The 16203-nt window shown below is 73.3% G+C and carries 14 protein-coding genes and 2 tRNA genes; 13 read left to right on the top strand and 3 right to left on the bottom strand.

The features are described 5' to 3' along the window. The first annotated feature begins 36 nt into the window (after positions 1–36). On the top strand, positions 37–939 hold the full coding sequence (locus ACI797_RS03925) for a hypothetical protein (RefSeq protein WP_456857202.1): 903 nt from the start codon (positions 37–39) through the stop codon (positions 937–939). A 14-nt stretch (positions 940–953) separates the two neighbouring features. Then, the gene (locus tag ACI797_RS03920) at positions 954–2738 is read left to right on the top strand and encodes an ABC transporter ATP-binding protein (protein ID WP_456857201.1); all 1785 of its coding nucleotides are present in this window, start codon (positions 954–956) and stop codon (positions 2736–2738) included. On the opposite strand, the gene ACI797_RS03915 is transcribed toward ACI797_RS03920, so the two are convergent. Next, positions 2723–4201 carry an SDR family oxidoreductase gene (locus ACI797_RS03915; RefSeq protein WP_456857200.1) on the bottom strand — a complete coding sequence of 493 codons (1479 nt, stop codon included), beginning with the start codon at positions 4199–4201 and terminating at the stop codon, positions 2723–2725. The two genes, ACI797_RS03920 and ACI797_RS03915, sit on opposite strands and share 16 nt — an antisense overlap. Positions 4202–4260: 59 nt before the next feature. Here ACI797_RS03915 and ACI797_RS03910 point away from each other — a divergent pair, with 59 nt between their 5' ends. The 9 genes from ACI797_RS03910 to ACI797_RS03870 all read left to right on the top strand — a co-directional run bounded on the left by ACI797_RS03910 (position 4261) and on the right by ACI797_RS03870 (position 13476). Next, positions 4261–5661 carry an APC family permease gene (locus ACI797_RS03910; RefSeq protein ID WP_456857199.1) on the top strand — a complete coding sequence of 467 codons (1401 nt, stop codon included), beginning with the start codon at positions 4261–4263 and terminating at the stop codon, positions 5659–5661. Between the two features lie 246 nt (positions 5662–5907). Then, entirely contained in the window at positions 5908–7947 is a 2040-nt protein-coding gene (gyrB, locus tag ACI797_RS03905) for a DNA topoisomerase (ATP-hydrolyzing) subunit B (protein ID WP_456857198.1), read from the top strand. A gap of 103 nt (positions 7948–8050) precedes the next feature. Then, positions 8051–10519: a DNA gyrase subunit A gene (gene gyrA, locus ACI797_RS03900; protein ID WP_456857197.1), complete on the top strand. Its 2469-nt coding sequence runs from the start codon at positions 8051–8053 to the stop codon at positions 10517–10519. A 165-nt stretch (positions 10520–10684) separates the two neighbouring features. Further along, positions 10685–11323 carry a DUF3566 domain-containing protein gene (locus tag ACI797_RS03895; RefSeq protein WP_456857196.1) on the top strand — a complete coding sequence of 213 codons (639 nt, stop codon included), beginning with the start codon at positions 10685–10687 and terminating at the stop codon, positions 11321–11323. A gap of 52 nt (positions 11324–11375) precedes the next feature. Further along, positions 11376–11449: transfer RNA gene (locus ACI797_RS03890), tRNA-Ile, on the top strand. Positions 11450–11489: 40 nt separating this feature from the next. After that, positions 11490–11633 carry a DLW-39 family protein gene (locus tag ACI797_RS03885; protein WP_456857195.1) on the top strand — a complete coding sequence of 48 codons (144 nt, stop codon included), beginning with the start codon at positions 11490–11492 and terminating at the stop codon, positions 11631–11633. Between the two features lie 25 nt (positions 11634–11658). After that, a tRNA-Ala gene (locus ACI797_RS03880) sits at positions 11659–11731 on the top strand. Between the two features lie 351 nt (positions 11732–12082). Next, positions 12083–12616 carry a peptidylprolyl isomerase gene (locus ACI797_RS03875; protein ID WP_456857194.1) on the top strand — a complete coding sequence of 178 codons (534 nt, stop codon included), beginning with the start codon at positions 12083–12085 and terminating at the stop codon, positions 12614–12616. Positions 12617–12759: 143 nt separating this feature from the next. Next, positions 12760–13476, top strand: coding sequence for a rhomboid family intramembrane serine protease (locus tag ACI797_RS03870; protein WP_456857193.1), 717 nt, complete (start codon positions 12760–12762; stop codon positions 13474–13476). On the opposite strand, the gene ACI797_RS03865 is transcribed toward ACI797_RS03870, so the two are convergent. Both ACI797_RS03865 and crgA read right to left on the bottom strand, forming a co-directional pair. Then, complete coding sequence (locus ACI797_RS03865) at positions 13473–13877, bottom strand: PH domain-containing protein (protein ID WP_456857192.1); 405 nt, start codon at positions 13875–13877, stop codon at positions 13473–13475. The genes ACI797_RS03870 and ACI797_RS03865 overlap by 4 nt on opposite strands. A gap of 418 nt (positions 13878–14295) precedes the next feature. Further along, positions 14296–14568 carry a cell division protein CrgA gene (gene crgA / locus ACI797_RS03860; protein ID WP_456857191.1) on the bottom strand — a complete coding sequence of 91 codons (273 nt, stop codon included), beginning with the start codon at positions 14566–14568 and terminating at the stop codon, positions 14296–14298. 140 nt (positions 14569–14708) lie between these two features. Between crgA and ACI797_RS03855 the strand changes: the two genes are divergently transcribed. Both ACI797_RS03855 and ACI797_RS03850 read left to right on the top strand, forming a co-directional pair. Further along, complete coding sequence (locus ACI797_RS03855) at positions 14709–15470, top strand: DUF881 domain-containing protein (protein WP_456857190.1); 762 nt, start codon at positions 14709–14711, stop codon at positions 15468–15470. Between the two features lie 59 nt (positions 15471–15529). After that, a complete protein-coding gene (locus tag ACI797_RS03850) occupies positions 15530–16186 on the top strand; it encodes an aminodeoxychorismate/anthranilate synthase component II (protein ID WP_456857189.1) in 657 nt (218 codons plus the stop codon). The last annotated feature ends 17 nt before the right edge of the window (positions 16187–16203 follow it).

Here is a 16203-nt window from a genome sequence, read left to right as displayed (position 1 = left end):
CAGCACCGCCGGCCGCCACAGGAGGACGAGGCAGCGATGAGCAGGGACCGGGACGGCTTCGACGACCGCGGGGACGAGGGCGCCGGCTGGCAGGAGCCGGCGCACCTGGGCGGAGCGGGCGGCGACCAGCCGCCCGCCGACCGCGGCCCGTCGCGGCCCGACGAGCCGGCGCCGTGGGAGCCGCCGGGCTGGTCGCTGCCGCCGGCGCAGCGCGACGAGCACCAGCCGAACACCGTCGAGCAGCCGCCCGCGGACCAGCCGTCGGTGCACCAGCCGCCGGTGGGACCGCCCGCCGGCGAGCCGCGGCGGGGCCTGTTCGGCGGACCGCGGCGGCGCACGCCCGGGGCGGCCGAGCAGGTCTTCGCGTACCAGGGCGACCTGGCCGGCGCGCAGACCTGGGCCGTGCAGCACGGCTGGGCGGTCAGCGACGGCACCGGCCCGCAGGACGCCGTCCTGGCCGAGCTGATCGCCACCGCGCCGGTGCGGCTGACCAAGGACCACCGCCCCGCGGCGGTGGTGCGCGGCCGGGTCGGCACCACCGACCTGGTCGCGTTCGACGTCGTCTTCGAGTCCCGCCGCTACCGGGTGCCCGAGTACGCCGTCACCGCCGCGCCGGTCCTGCTGCCCCTGCCGCGCATGCGGCTGGTCCCGGCCCGGTTCTGGAAGCACGGCACCGGCGGGCTGCTGCAGATCCCGAGCGGCGACGAGGAGTTCGACCTGCGCTGGGTGCTGCTCGCCACGGAGGACAGCCCCGACCTGCGCCGCCTGGTGGGCGATCCGACGCTGCGCGGCCTGCTGCTCGGCAGCGACGACGGCGACGAGTTCTGGACCGCCGCCGGCCACGTGGCGGCCATCCGGCCCGACGGGCACCGCCCCTCGCTGATCGAGCACCACGCCCGGCTGCTGGGCGCGGTGCTCGCCGCGCTGGCCGGCAGCTAGCCCGGCCGCCGGCGGTGGGCACCGACGCCGCGCCGGAGGCGGCCGCGGCCGAGGTGGCCACCGCCCGGCCGCGCGACCTGCTCCCCCTGCTGCGCCCGCACCGGCGGGCCCTCGTGCTCGCCGCGGTGCTCAGCCTGGTGGGCGGCCTGGCGGCGCTGGCCCAGCCGGTCCTCATCGCCCGGGTCATCGACGCCGTCGGCCGCGGGGAGGGGCTGCTGCTCCCGGTCGTCGTCCTGCTCGTCGTGCTGGTCGCCGCCGCGCTGCTCGGCGCGGCCCAGCAGTTCCTGCTCCAGCGGACGGCGGAGGGCGTCGTCCTCACCACCCGCCGGACGCTGACCGACCGGCTGCTGCGGCTGCCGGTGGCCGAGTACGACCGCCGGCGCACCGGCGACCTGATGTCCCGCGTCGGCGCCGACACCACGCTGCTGCGCGCGACCGTCACCTCCGGGGTGGTCGAGGTGGCCGGCTCGGCGGTGGTCGGCCTCGGCTCGCTGGTCGCGATGGCGCTGGTCGACGTCTGGCTGCTGGTGGTCACCGTGGTCGCGGTCGCCGTCGGGGCGGGGGTGGCGGTCACCGCCTCGCGGGGGGCGCGGCGGCTGTCGCGGCAGGCGCAGGAGGCGGTCGGCGCGATGACGGCCGCGGTCGAGCGGGCGCTGTCGGCGGTGCGGACCATCCGGGCCAGCGGCGCCACCGCCCGCGAGGTGGCCGTGGTCGACCAGAGCGCCACCCGGGCGTACGCGGCCGGCGTGCGGCTGGCGCGGCTGGAGGCGCTGATCGCCCCGGCCGGCGCGATCGCCGTCCAGGGCGCGTTCCTCGCCGTCCTCGGCGTGGGCGGCTACCGGGTGGCCACCGGCTCGATCGGCGTGGCCGACCTGGTCGCCTTCATCCTGTACCTGTTCCTGCTGGTCATCCCGCTGGGCCAGGCGATAGGCGCGTGGACGCAGATCCAGACCGGGCTGGGGGCGCTGGGCCGCATCCGCGAGGTGCTCGCCCTCGAGCCCGAGCACGCCGAGCGCCCCCAGCGCGGGGCGGCGACCGTGCTGCCCCGCGCGCCCGAGCCGGGGACGGCGGTCCCGCTGCTGGAGTTGGACGACGTCTCGTTCGCCTATCCCGACGGCACCGCCGTGCTGCACGGCCTGTCCCTGTCGGTGCCCGCCGGCAGCCGCGTCGCGCTCGTGGGCCCGAGCGGCGCGGGCAAGTCCACGGTGCTCGCGCTGATCGAGGGGTTCTACCCGCTCACCGGCGGGGCGATCCGGTGGGCGGGCACCGACGTCCGCGACCTGCCGCGCGCCGCGCTGCGCGGCCGGCTCGGGTACGTCGAGCAGGAGGCCCCGGTCCTCGCCGGCACGGTGCGGGAGAACCTGCTGCTCGCCGCGCCGGGCGCCGGGGACGACGAGCTGTGGGCGGTGCTGGCCGACGTGGGGCTGACCGGCATCGTCCAGCGCTCCCCCCGCGGCCTCGACGTCCCGGTCGGGGACGACGGCGTGCTGCTCTCCGGCGGCGAGCGGCAGCGGCTGGCCATCGCCCGGTCGCTGCTGGCCCGGCCGGCGCTGCTGCTGCTCGACGAGCCGACGGCCAGCCTCGACGCCCGCAACGAGCAGCTGCTGCGCGACACCCTCGCCGCCGCGGCCGCCGACCGCTCGCTGCTGGTGGTCGCGCACCGGCTGTCCACGGTGCTCGACAGCGACCAGATCGTCGTCCTCGACGCCGGGCGGGCCGTGGCCCGCGGCACGCACGCCGAGCTGGTCGAGACCAGCCCCCTGTACCGCGAGCTCGCCGCGGCTCAGCTGCTGGTCTGAGCCTCGGCGCTGCGCGCGATGCCGCGGACCATGCCGCCGAACACGACGCCGTGGAACGGGGCGACGGCCCACCAGTAGAGGTGGCCGAGCAGGCCGCGCGGGTGGAACGTCGCCTTCTGCCGCAGCCGGCCGTGTTCCACGTGGAACTCCAGCCAGGCGAGGCCGGGCAGCCGCATCTCCGCCCGCAGCCGCAGCAGCCGCCCGTCCTCCACCTCCTCGACCCGCCAGAAGTCCAGGGCGTCCCCGACGTAGAGGTTCTCCGGGTCGCGCCGGCCCCGGCGCAGGCCGACGCCGCCGACCAGCCGGTCCAGCCACCCGCGCACCCGCCAGGCGAGCGGGAAGGAGTACCAGCCGGTCTCCCCGCCGATGCCCTCCACCACGCGCCAGAGCGCCTCGGGCGACGCCGTCGTCTCGCGCACCCGCTCGTCGACGTACAGGCTGCCGCCGGCCCAGTCGGGATCGGTCGGCAGCGGGTCCGACGGCGCACCGGGGACCGAGGCCGACGACCACCGGGTGGCGACGGTGGCCTCCTTGACCCGCTGCAGCGCCAGGGCGACCGCCCGGTCGAAGCCGAGCAGGCCCTCCGGCGGGTCGGGGACCCACCGGGCGATGTCGTGCTCGCCGCAGACGACGGTGTTGCGCAGCGACTCGACGAGCGGCCGGGCGATCGACGCCGGGACGGGCGTGATCAGGCCGACCCAGTGGCTGGACAGCGACGGCGTCAGCACGGGCACCCGGAGGATCCGCCGGCGGCGGAGGCCGGCCACCTGCGCGTACCGCTGCATCATCTCCTCGTAGGTCATGACGTCGGGGCCGCCGATGTCGAAGCAGCGGTGCACCTCCGGCGGCAGCGTCGCGCAGCCGACCAGGTAGCGCAGCACGTCGCGGACGGCGATCGGCTGGATCCGGCTGCGCACCCAGCTGGGCGTCACCATCGCCGGCAGCCGCTCGGTCAGGTACCGCAGCATCTCGAACGACGCCGACCCCGACCCGAGCACGACCGCCGCCCGCAGCACGACGGTCGGGACGCCGGACCCGAGCAGGATCTCCGCGACCTCCCCGCGCGAGCGCAGGTGCGGCGAGAGCTCCTCGCCCTGCGGCTGCAGCCCGCCGAGGTACACCAGCCGGCCGACCCCGGCCGCGCGCGCCGCCCCGGCCACCACGCCGGCGGTGCGCCGGTCGGTCTCCTCGAACGCCGGCCCGCTCCCCAGCGCGTGGATCAGGTAGTAGACGACGTCGACCCCGGCGCAGGCGGCGGCCACCCCCTCGGCGTCGGCGGCGTCGGCGCGCGCGATCTCCACCTGCCCGGCCCAGGGGTGGTCGCGCAACCGCTCCGGTGAGCGGCTGAGCACCCGCACGCGGTGGCCGGCGGCGAGCAGCTCGGGCACCAGCCGCCCGCCGATGTAGCCGGTCGCGCCCGTCACCAGGCAGGTCAGGGGTTCGGTGGTCCCGGGCTCGTCCACCCCCCGAGTGTCCGCCCGCTCGAGTCGCGACCACCTCCCGGCGGCACCATGATCGCGCCATGGCGGAGACCTCCACCGACGAACGGGCCGGCGCCGACGGTCAGCCGGGCCTGCGGCGGGTCATGGGGCCCGGCCTGCTGCTGCTCTTCGTCGTCGGCGACGTGCTGGGCACCGGCATCTACGCGCTGACCGGCACCGTCGCCGCGGAGGTCGGCGGGGTCGTGTGGCTGCCCTTCCTCATCGCGTTCCTCGTCGCGCTGATCACCGCGTTCAGCTACCTCGAGCTGGTCACCAAGTACCCCCAGGCCGCGGGCGCCGCGCTCTACACGCACAAGGCGTTCGGCGTGCACTTCCTGACCTTCATCGTCGCCTTCGCGGTGATGAGCTCGGGCATCACCTCGGCGTCCACCGCCGCCCGGGCGTTCAGCGCCAACTTCGCCGAGGTCTTCGACCTGGGGCTCGGCGAGGGCGTCGGCATCACGCTGGTCGGCCTCGGCTTCATGACCCTGGTCGCGCTGGTCAACCTGCGCGGCGTCGGCGAGAGCGTGAAGACCAACGTCGTCCTCACCTGCGTGGAGCTCTCGGGCCTGCTGATCGTCATCGGCGTGGGCCTGTGGGCGCTCGGCTTCGGCGAGGGCGACTTCGGGCGGGTCACCGACTTCGACACCGGCGACAGGTCCGTGTTCGCCGGCGTGGTCGCCGCCACCGGCCTGGCGTTCTTCGCGATGGTCGGCTTCGAGGACTCGGTCAACATGGCCGAGGAGTGCAAGGAGCCGCGGCGGATCTTCCCCAAGGTGCTGCTCACCGGCCTGCTGCTCACCGGCCTGATCTACGTGCTGGTCTCCATCTCGGCGATCGCGCTCGTGCCGCCGGACCGGCTCAGCGAGGGCGACACCCCGCTGCTGCAGGTCGTCGAGGCGGGCGCCCCCGGTTTCCCGCTGGGCCTGTTCGGCGTCATCACGATGTTCGCCGTCGCCAACACCGCGCTGATCAACATGCTCATGGCCAGCCGGCTGGTCTACGGGCTCTCCCGCGAGGGCGTGCTGCCGGCGTTCCTCGGCCGCGTGCACCCGCGCCGGCGCACCCCGTGGCCGGCGATCCTGTTCACCACGGCGCTGGCGTTCGGGCTCATCACCTTCGTCGGCCGGGTGCCGGCGCTGGGCGGCACCACCGCGCTGCTGCTGCTCTGCGTCTTCACCGTCGTCAACGTCGCGGTGCTGGTGCTGCGCCGCGACCACGTGGACGGCGACCACTTCCGCACGCCGACCGTGCTGCCGCTCGTCGGGACGCTCGCCTGCGGTTTCCTCGCCACGCCCTGGGCGGGGCGGCCGGCCGAGCAGTACCGGATCGCCGGCATCCTGCTGGGCATCGGCGTCGTCCTGTGGGTCGTCACCGTGCTCGCGAACCGGTCGCAGGGCCGCTCGGCCGCCCGGCTGGACCCGACCCGGCTCTCCGACTGAGCCGCCCGCCCGGGCGAGCGCCCCGGGGACGGCGTGTCACCCCCCGGGGCTGCACCGGTGGTGGCTGGCGAGTCGTTTGTGGCGCAGATGCCGTCTGAGGGCGTGGACGACGGCATTCCTGTCGGTAAGGCAGGTAGACTGGACGACGGAAACCCCCAGCAACCGGCTGAGCGCCGTTCTGCGCCCTCCGTGCCCTTCAGCGTCGACGGGCCCGCGCGCGCCGGTTGCGCGAGAGAAAGGCCCCTCGTGGTCGCTCGACCCAAGACCGACAACTCGTACTCCGGCAGCTCCATCACCGTCCTCGAGGGGCTCGAGGCGGTGCGCAAGCGCCCCGGCATGTACATCGGCTCCACCGGCGAGCGGGGCCTGCACCACATGGTGTGGGAGGTCGTCGACAACGCCGTGGACGAGGCGCTCGCCGGCTACTGCGACACCGTCAAGGTGACGCTCCTGGCCGACGGCGGCGTCCGGGTCGAGGACAACGGCCGTGGCATCCCGGTCGACATGCACCCGGTCGAGAAGCGCCCGACCGTCGAGGTGATCATGACCGTCCTGCACGCGGGCGGGAAGTTCGACGGCAAGAGCTACGGCGTCTCCGGCGGTCTGCACGGCGTCGGCGTCACCGTCGTCAACGCGCTGTCGACCCGGCTCGACGTCCGCGTGTGGACCCACGGCAAGGAGTGGCACCAGTCCTACGACCACGCCAAGCCGGGTCCGCTGGAGGAGGTCGGCCCGACGAAGAAGCGCGGCACGGCGATCACCTTCTGGGCCGACGGCGACATCTTCGAGACGACGCACTACTCGTTCGACACCATCAGCCGGCGGCTGCAGGAGATGGCCTTCCTCAACAAGGGCCTGAAGATCGTCCTGCGCGACGAGCGGCCGGGGCAGGGCAAGGCCGAGACCGGCCTGGCCGACGAGATCTCGGTCGCCGAGGTGGCGCCGGCGCCGGGCGCCGAGCCCGAGGCGTTCGAGGCCACCGAGGTCACGTACCACTACGAGGGCGGGCTCATCGACTACGTGGGCCACATCAACGCGAAGAAGAGCCCGATCCACAAGTCGGTGATCAGCTTCTCCGCCGAGGGCACCGGCAAGAACGACATGCGCATGTCGGTCGACGTCGCGATGCAGTGGTCCGAGGCGTACTCCGAGTCGGTCTACACCTTCGCCAACGTCATCAACACGCACGAGGGCGGCACGCACGAGGAGGGCTTCCGCGCGGCGCTGACCTCCATCGTGAACCGGTACGCGGTCGAGAAGAAGCTGCTCAAGGACAAGGCCGAGGACAAGCTCACCGGCGAGGACATCCGCGAGGGCCTCGCCGCGATCGTCTCGGTGAAGATCGGCGACCCGCAGTTCGAGGGCCAGACGAAGACCAAGCTCGGCAACACCGAGGTCAAGGGCTTCGTGCAGCGGATCTGCAACGAGCAGATCGGGCACTGGTTCGAGGCCAACCCGTCCGAGGCCAAGACGATCATCACCAAGGCGAGCTCGGCGGCCCGCGCCCGCCGCGCGGCGCAGGACGCGCGCAAGCTGGCCCGCAAGAACGTCCTCAACAACAACTCGCTGCCGGGCAAGCTGGCCGACTGCCGCTCGACCGACCCGCGCAACTCCGAGATCTACATCGTCGAGGGCGACTCGGCCGGCGGTTCGGCGAAGTCCGGCCGCGACTCGATGTTCCAGGCGATCCTGCCGATCCGCGGCAAGATCATCAACGTCGAGAAGGCGCGGATCGACCGGGTCCTCAAGAACACCGAGGTCCAGTCGATGATCACGGCGTTCGGCACCGGCATCCACGACGAGTTCGACCTGTCGAAGCTGCGGTACCACAAGATCGTGCTCATGGCCGACGCCGACGTCGACGGCCAGCACATCCGCACGCTGCTGCTGACCCTGCTGTTCCGCTTCATGCGGCCGCTGGTCGAGGCCGGGCACGTCTACCTGGCCCAGCCGCCGCTGTACAAGATCAAGTGGGGCGGCAAGACCGGTGACGAGTACGTCTACACCGACAAGGAGCGCGACGCCGTCCTCAAGGCCGGCGCCGAGGCCGGGCGCAAGCTGCCCAAGGACGACGCGATCCAGCGGTTCAAGGGTCTCGGCGAGATGAACGCGACCGAGCTGTGGGAGACCACGATGAACCCGGAGACGCGGATCCTGCTCCAGGTCACCCTCGAGGACGCCGCCACCGCCGACGAGCTGTTCAGCGTGCTCATGGGCGAGGACGTCGAGGCCCGCCGCAGCTTCATCACCCGCAACGCCAAGGACGTCCGCTTCCTGGACGTCTGATCGAGGACCCCCTCGCCCCCACGCCTCGCTCCGCTCGGCGTGGGCCCCTGCGAGGGGGCCGACCCGACGTCGCCATCGCACTGGACCTTGAGGACTTGAAACCGTGACGGAGACCCCCTTCCGCGACCGCGTCGAGCCGGTCGACCTCCAGCAGGAGATGCAGCGCAGCTACATCGACTACGCGATGAGCGTGATCGTGGGCCGCGCCCTGCCGGAGGTCCGCGACGGGCTCAAGCCGGTGCACCGGCGGGTGCTGTTCGCGATGTACGACCAGGGCTTCCGCCCCGACCGCGGCTACGTCAAGTGCGCCCGCGTCGTCGGTGAGGTCATGGGTAACTACCACCCGCACGGCGACTCGGCGATCTACGACGCCCTCGTGCGGCTGGCCCAGCCCTGGGCGATGCGCTACCCGCTGATCGACGGCCAGGGCAACTTCGGCTCCCCGGGCAACGACCCGGCCGCGGCCATGCGCTACACCGAGGCCCGGCTGACCCCGCTGGCCATGGAGATGATGGCCGGCATCGACGAGGAGACCGTCGACTTCCAGCCCAACTACGACGGCAAGAACCAGGAGCCGCTGGTCCTGCCGTCGCGCATCCCCAACCTGCTGATCAACGGCTCGGCCGGCATCGCGGTCGGCATGGCGACCAACATGCCGCCGCACAACCTGCGCGAGGTCGCCGAGGCCGTCTACTGGATGCTCGACCACCCGGAGGCCGAGCCGGAGGAGGCGCTCACCGCCTGCATGGCCCGCATCCAGGGGCCGGACTTCCCGACCTACGGCCTGATCGTCGGCCGCGAGGGCATCGAGGACGCCTACCGGACCGGCCGCGGCTCGGTCCGCATGCGCGCCGTCGTCACGGTCGAGGAGGACACCCGCGGGCGGGTGCAGCTGGTCGTCACCGAGCTGCCCTACCAGGTCAACCCCGACAACCTGGCCGAGGCGATCGCCGACGCCGTCCGCGACGGCCGGCTGCAGGGCATCAGCGAGATCGCCGACGAGTCCAGCGACCGCGTCGGCCGCCGGCTGGTCATCACCCTGCGCCGCGACGCCGTGGCCAAGGTCGTGCTGAACAACCTCTACAAGCACACCCAGCTGCAGACGACGTTCGGCTGCAACATGCTCTCGATCGTCGACGGCGTCCCGCGGACGCTGCGCCTCGACGAGCTGGTGCGCTACTGGGTGCTGCACCAGATCGAGGTCATCGTCCGGCGCACCCAGTACCGGCTGCGCAAGGCCGAGGAGCGCGCGCACATCCTGCGCGGTCTGGCCAAGGCGCTGGACATGCTGGACGCGGTCATCCAGCTGATCCGCAACGCGGCCTCGGCCGACGCCGCGCGCGGCGGCCTGATGGAGCTGCTCGACATCGACGAGATCCAGGCGACCGCGATCCTGGACATGCAGCTGCGCCGGCTGGCCGCCCTCGAGCGCCAGCGGATCTACGACGAGCTGGCCGAGCTCGAGGCCCGCATCGCCGACCTGCAGGCCATCCTCGCCTCGCCGGAGCGGCAGCGGCAGATCGTCCGCGACGAGCTCAAGGAGATCGTCGACAAGTACGGCGACGAGCGTCGCACCAAGTTCGTGCCGAACGAGGGCGACGTCTCCATGGAGGACCTCATCGCGGAGGAGGAGGTCGTCGTCACCATCACCCGCACCGGCTACGCCAAGCGGACCAAGAGCGACCTCTACCGGTCGCAGCGCCGCGGCGGCAAGGGCGTGATGGGGGCCCAGCTCAAGCAGGACGACATCGTCGACCACTTCTTCGTGGGCTCCACCCACGACTGGATCCTGTTCTTCACGAACAAGGGCCGCGTCTACCGGGCCAAGGCCTACGAGCTGCCCGAGGCCAACCGCACCGCCCGCGGCGCGCACGTGGCGAACATCCTGGCGTTCCAGCCCGACGAGCGGATCGCCCAGGTCATGCAGATCAAGGACTACGGCGTCGCGCCGTACCTGGTCCTGGCCACCGCCAACGGCCAGGTGAAGAAGACCCGGCTGACCGACTTCGACTCCCCGCGCAGCGGCGGCATCATCGCGATCAACCTGCGCGAGAGCGACGAGCTCATCGGCGCCGCGCTGATCGACCCGGAGCAGGACCTCCTGCTGGTCACCAAGAAGGCGATGTCGATCCGGTTCAAGGCCGACGACACGACGCTGCGGCCCATGGGCCGGGCGACCGAGGGCGTCCGCGGCATCTCGCTGTCCGACGACGACGCGCTGCTGTCGATGATCGTGGTCGAGGAGGGCGTCGACGTCCTGGTGGCCACCGAGCGCGGCTTCGCCAAGCGGACCGGGATCGAGAACTACCCGGCCCAGGGCCGCGGTGGCAAGGGCGTGCTCACCGCCGACCCCAAGGCGCGCAAGGGCAACCTGGTCGGCGCGCTGGCCGTCACCCTCGGCGACGAGCTCTACGCGATCACCTCGGGCGGCGGCGTGATCCGGACGCCGGTCAACGGCGTGCGCCACAACAAGGACCGCGCCACGATGGGTGTCAAGCTCATGAACTTGCCGGAGGACGTGAGCATCGTGGCTATCGCTCGTACCACGGACAATGACGAGGCCTCAGCCTAGGGTGAGCGTTGACAGGCGAGGGTCCGGCTCCGCGTCGTAACCTGCGATGGCGGACCGCGTCCTGTCGAACCACGGACCTGACCGCTCCCCGGGTGCTGCTCGGCACGCACCCGGGGGACCGGTCGACAGCGAGCGGCGCGCGGCGCCGGGGGACGGGAGACTGGGATGAGCGACCGGCAGGGCTCGGTGCGCACGCAGGACGCCGCCGGCGACCCGGCCGCCGCGTCGGTCTCGACCACGCAGGCGATCCCCACCACCGGGAGCCAGCGTGCCCAGGTCGCCGGCGGCGCGTCCCCGGCGACCGGCGCGTCCCCCGCCGTCGCGCCGGTCGGTGCTCCCGCCGGTGCCCCCGTCGCACCGGCGGGCGCCCCCGCCGGTGCCGTGGCGGCGCCGGCCGGCGGCAAGAAGCCCGGCCGGCCGGGCAAGGCATCTGGTCGCGGCCCGCGGCGGGCCCGGCTGCAGCTGCGGCACGTCGACATCTGGTCGGCCTTCAAGATCTCGCTGGTGCTGTCGATCGCGCTGTTCTTCATCTGGATGGTGGCGGTCGGGATCCTCTACGGCGTCCTCTCCGGCCTGGGCGTCTTCGACACCCTCAACGACCTCTTCGGTCAGCTCGGCAGCGCCTCGGGCGGCGACGGTGGCAGCGAGGTCATCACCCCGGGCATCGTCTTCGGCGGCGCGGCGGTCATCGGCGCGATCAACGTGGTCCTCATGACCGCGCTGTGCACCGTCGGCACGTTCATCTACAACCTCTGCTCCGACCTGGTCGGCGGCCTCGAGCTGACCCTGTCCGAGCGGGACTAGGACCCCGGCGCCCGGCCCCGTCCTGAGGCCGGTTAAACTGTTCGAGGTTCACGGGCCTGTAGCTCAGGCGGTTAGAGCGCATCCCTGATAAGGATGAGGCCGGAGGTTCAAGTCCTCCCAGGCCCACCCGTGTGCCGGTGGCCCCGGCGCCCCGAGGAGGTAACCCGTGCTGAAGAAGCTGGCCCTCGCGGCGGCCGTCGCCGGCGCGATCACCGCGATCCGCAAGCGCTCCGCCGGCAAGGCGGAGGCCGACCTGTGGCACGAGGCCACCAGCGGCCCCGGCGCGGTCAGCACCCCCACCGCGCGCTAGACCCCGCACCTCCGGGGTCACCCCCGGGGACGTAGCTCAATTGGCAGAGCACCGCCTTTGCAAGGCGGGGGTTAGGGGTTCGATTCCCCTCGTCTCCACTCCTCCCCCATCCGGGACGAGCCGGTCCGAGCGGCGCGCGACCCGCATCGGCGGCACCCTCCGGTCATGCCGACGTCCGCCGTCCCCGGTCGGCCCCGGCGCCGGTCCGACCCGGTGCGGTGACCGTCGGCCTCCTGCTGACCCTGCTCGTGCTGCTCGCCGGCACCGTCGGCGCCGGGTGGCTGCCGCCGCGGGCGCGGGAGGGCAACCGGTCGTCCTCGCTACCGCGGTGCGCACCACCCGACGGACGTCCTCGCCAGCGCGCTGTTCGCCGTCCCGTGGCTGCTCACGGTCCTGCGGCTGCTTCCCCTCCCACCCCGCGCGCAGCGAGGGGTGGGAGAGTGGGGGACGTGACCGAATCGACTCCCGCGCGCAGCGCCGTCCTGCACACCAACCACGGCGACATCCGCGTGAACCTGTTCCCCGACCACGCGCCGAAGACGGTGGCGAACTTCGCCGACCTGGCGGAGGGCCGCCGGGAGTGGACGCACCCGGAGACGCGGCAGAAGACCACCGAGCCGCTGTACGACGGCACGATCTTCCACCGGATCATCGACGGCTTCATGATCCAGGGCGGCGACCCGCTCGGTCAGGGCTACGGCGGTCCGGGCTACCAGTTCAAGGACGAGTTCCACCCCGAGCTGCAGTTCGACCGGCCGTACCTGCTCGCCATGGCCAACGCCGGCCCCGGCACCAACGGCTCGCAGTTCTTCATCACCGTCGGCAGGACCCCGCACCTGAACATGCGGCACACCATCTTCGGCGAGGTCGCCGACCAGGAGAGCCGCGACGTCGTCGACCGCATCTCCAAGGTGTCGACCGGCCGCAACGACCGCCCGGTCGAGGACGTCGTGATCCAGTCGGTCGAGGTGCAGCGCAGCTGAGCGAGCCCCAGCCGGCCCCGCCGACCACCACCTGCTACCGGCACCCGGACCGCGCCACCGGCATCTCCTGCACCCGCTGCGGGCGGCCGATCTGCCCCGAGTGCATGGTCCCGGCCTCCGTCGGTTTCCAGTGCCCGGAGTGCGTGCGCGCCGGGCAGGCCGGCGTGCGCCGCGTCCGCGGCGGCGGGGTGCGGTCGGCGGGGCGCCGCTGGGGGCCGGTGACCCTCACGCTCATCGCGGTCAACGTCGCGATGTTCGTCGTCACCGCGGTCTCCGCCGGTGTGGCGGGGCACAACCCGCTCGACAACTACGACTCGACGGTCTTCTTCTGGCTCGCCCAGTACCCGATCCTGGTCGACCAGGGCGAGGTGTGGCGGCTGGTCACCGCCGCGTTCCTGCACGTCGGCCCGGTGCACCTGGCGCTCAACATGCTGGCGCTGCTGATCTTCGGCTCCGAGCTCGAGCACGCCCTCGGCCGCTGGCGCTACCTGGCGCTGTACTTCCTGTCGATCCTCGGCGGCGCGGCGGCCGTGGAGCTGTTCAGCCACCCCGGCATCCCCGTCGCGGGCGCCTCCACGGCCCTGTACGGCCTCATGGGCGGGCTCGCCGTCCTCATGGTCGCCCGCCGGCAGGACCTCCGGGGCATCGTGACGCTGCTCGTCATCAACGTGCTCGTCAGCGTCCTGGTCCCGGGCATCTCCATCGTCGGCCACCTGGGCGGCCTGGTCGCCGGCATCGCCGCGAGCGCGCTCCTGGTGGGCGCCCGGCGCAACCGGCCGGTGCAGATCGCCGGCGTGGTCGTGCTCGCCGTCGTCCTCCTCGTGCTCTGCCTGACCGTGCCGACGGTCGCCGTCCTCTAGCGGGCCAGCCCCCGGAGGGTTCGCGCGACCTCCTCCGGGTCGGTCCCGAGGTCGCGCCGGCCCAGCAGCACCAGGACGCCGTCGTCGTCCGGCCCCGCGGCGGTGTCCAGCTCCAGCGTGCGGCTGCGCAGTCCCCAGCGCGACGTGGTGCGCACCTGCACCCGCAGCCCGCCCCACGGCAGCAGCCGGCGGCCACCGAGGGTGCGGACGACGACGCCGTCCGGCTCGGCGGACAGCCGGGGTCGCAGCAGGGCGTCGCGCGCCGCCAGCCCGAACATGAGCAGGGCCGCCGCGCCCACGAGCACCCGGCCCAGCGGGTCCACCAGCAGGACGGCGAGGGCGAGGCCGAGTCCGATCGCGGCGAGCGCGGCCGTCTCGGCCGCCCGGGGGGACCACTGCACGGGCCCAGGCTGCCAGCTCCCCGGTCCACAGGGCGGCGGGTGTGCCCGCACCGGTGCGCACGGTGAGCGCCGCGCGTGCGGATCCCCACCCCCGGGGAAGGGAAAGCCGCAGGTCACCGCCTCGCGCAGGCACACAAGTCGACTTCTCCACAGCTGTGTGCACAGCTGGGGACAGACTCACACGGGTGTAGTTACGCCGGTGGGGACGTCGTCCCACGAGTCTCAGCGACGGCGAAATCGCAGGTCAGCAGTGTGACGACCGGGTCCCTCTCTCCACACTCGGTGGACAACCCTGGGGGTGGAGCGTCATGTCGACCTGTGGACGGGGCGGGGCGCTGTGCACAGAATCCCCAGCCGGGAACGACCGAGGCCCCCGTCCCCAGGGGGACGAGGGCCTCGTGTAGGAGTGGGGACCGGCTCAGCGCCAGCGCATCGACATGACCAGGCCGGCCACCATGGCGCCGAAGCCGATCGCGAAGTTCCACGCGCCGAGCGAGACCATCAGCGGGATCTTGTCGCCGGCCACGTAGTACACGACGATCCAGGCCAGGCCCAGCAGCATGAGGGCGACCATGAGGGCGGCGTACCAGCGGGGGCTGGGCTGCGCCGCCTTGGCGCGGGCTCCGCGCGCCTCCAGCACGTCGGCCGGGGGCGTGTAGACCGACTTCTTGCGCACCTTGGACTTGGGCACGTGCGAACTCCCTCCGCGGGCCGGTCCGTCGTCCCCGGCCGTGACTGCCTCCCAGCCTAAGCTCCGGAGGGACGCCGGTGGTGGTGCGCCGTGGTGTTCCTCCCCCAACGTGGGCGACCGACGCCGGAAGGAGGCCGACCGTGGCCCTCTCGGCGCTGCGCGTGCGGCGGCCGCTGCGCCGTCCGTCGGCCTGGTCGGCGCTGGTCCCCGTCGTCGCCCTCGCCGCCGGCCTGCTCTTCGCCACCTCCGGCCGCACGGCCCAGGGCACCGACCTGCGCGCAGGGGAGGTCACCGAGCTGTCGGAGCTGATCGTGCAGCGCGGGCAGGCGATCGAGAGCCAGCAGGCCCAGCTGACCGAGCTGCAGGGGGAGGCGGAGCGGCTCACCGACCTCGCGGCCTCGCGGGACGGCGACGTCGCCGCCGTGCAGGAGGCGGGAGAGGCCGGGGAGCTGTCGGCGGCGCTGGTCGCGCTCACGGGGCCGGGCATCGAGATCGTGTTGGACGACGCCCCGCCGCGCAGCGACGGCACCCTGCCCGTGAACGCCCGCCCCGACGACCTGGTCATCCACCAGTCCGACGTCCAGGCGGTCGTGAACGCGGTCTGGGCCGCCGGCGCCGACGGCGTGGCCATCATGGACCTGCGGCTGATCGCCACCAGCGCGGTGCGCTGCGTCGGCAACGTGCTCCTGCTGCAGGGCCGCACGTACTCGCCGCCGTTCGTGATCACGGCGATCGCCGACGCCGACGCCGTCCGCGCGCAGCTGGCCGCCTCGCCGCAGGTGGCCGTGCTGCAGCAGGCGGTGCAGGCGTTCGGGCTGAGCTTCACCGTCCGCGAGCGGCCCCAGGTGGACCTGCCCGCCTACGCCGGGGCCCTCGACCTGGCGTACGCGACGGCCCGCTGAGCAGCGGGAGCACGCGGGCGGGGGGCGACGGGCGCGCCGCGGCCGTGTACACCTGAGGGGTGCACGCCACCCGGCCGGTCCTCGTCGTCGACAACTTCGACAGCTTCGTCTACAACCTGGTCCAGTACCTGGGTCAGCTCGGCGTCCGCTGCGTCGTGCGGCGCAACGACGCCGTGAGCGTCGACGAGCTGGCCGATCTCGACGTGGCCGGGGTGCTGCTGTCCCCCGGGCCGGGGACGCCCGCCGACGCCGGCGTGACGGTGCCCATGGTCCGGGCGGCGGCCGAGGCCGGCACCCCGGTGTTCGGCGTGTGCCTGGGCCACCAGGGCATCGCGGAGGCCTTCGGTGCCGAGGTGGTCCGGGCGCCCGAGCTGCTGCACGGGAAGACCAGCGAGGTGGTGCACGACGGCGTCGGCGTCCTGGCCGGGCTGCCCTCCCCGTTCACCGCCACCCGCTACCACTCGCTGGCGGTCGACCCGGCCACCGTGCCCGACGAGCTCGAGGTCACCGGGCACACCCCCTCGGGCGTCGTCATGGCCCTGCGGCACCGCGAGCTGCCGATCGAGGGCGTGCAGTTCCACCCCGAGTCCGTGCTCACCGAGGGCGGTCACCACATGCTCGCCAACTGGCTCACCACCTGCGGACTGACGCCCGACCCCGAACGGCTCGAGGCCGCGGCGGCCGGTGCCCGCCGCCTGGCGGCGGCCTCCGCCTGACCGACGCAGAAGGGCCC

It is taken from the genome of Geodermatophilus sp. SYSU D00691 (assembly GCF_054050275.1).
The sequence above is the reverse complement of the archived record's forward strand: the minus strand, read 5'-3'. Positions and strand labels throughout refer to the sequence as shown.

What these genes read in the sequence shown, in the direction of transcription:
- ACI797_RS03910 (WP_456857199.1), top strand. Translation starts at nt 4,261, where the DNA reads ATGGCGGAGACCTCCACCGACGAACGGGCCGGCGCCGACGGTCAGCCG.
- ACI797_RS03925 (WP_456857202.1), top strand. Translation starts at nt 37, where the DNA reads ATGAGCAGGGACCGGGACGGCTTCGACGACCGCGGGGACGAGGGCGCC.
- ACI797_RS03895 (WP_456857196.1), top strand. Translation starts at nt 10,685, where the DNA reads ATGAGCGACCGGCAGGGCTCGGTGCGCACGCAGGACGCCGCCGGCGAC.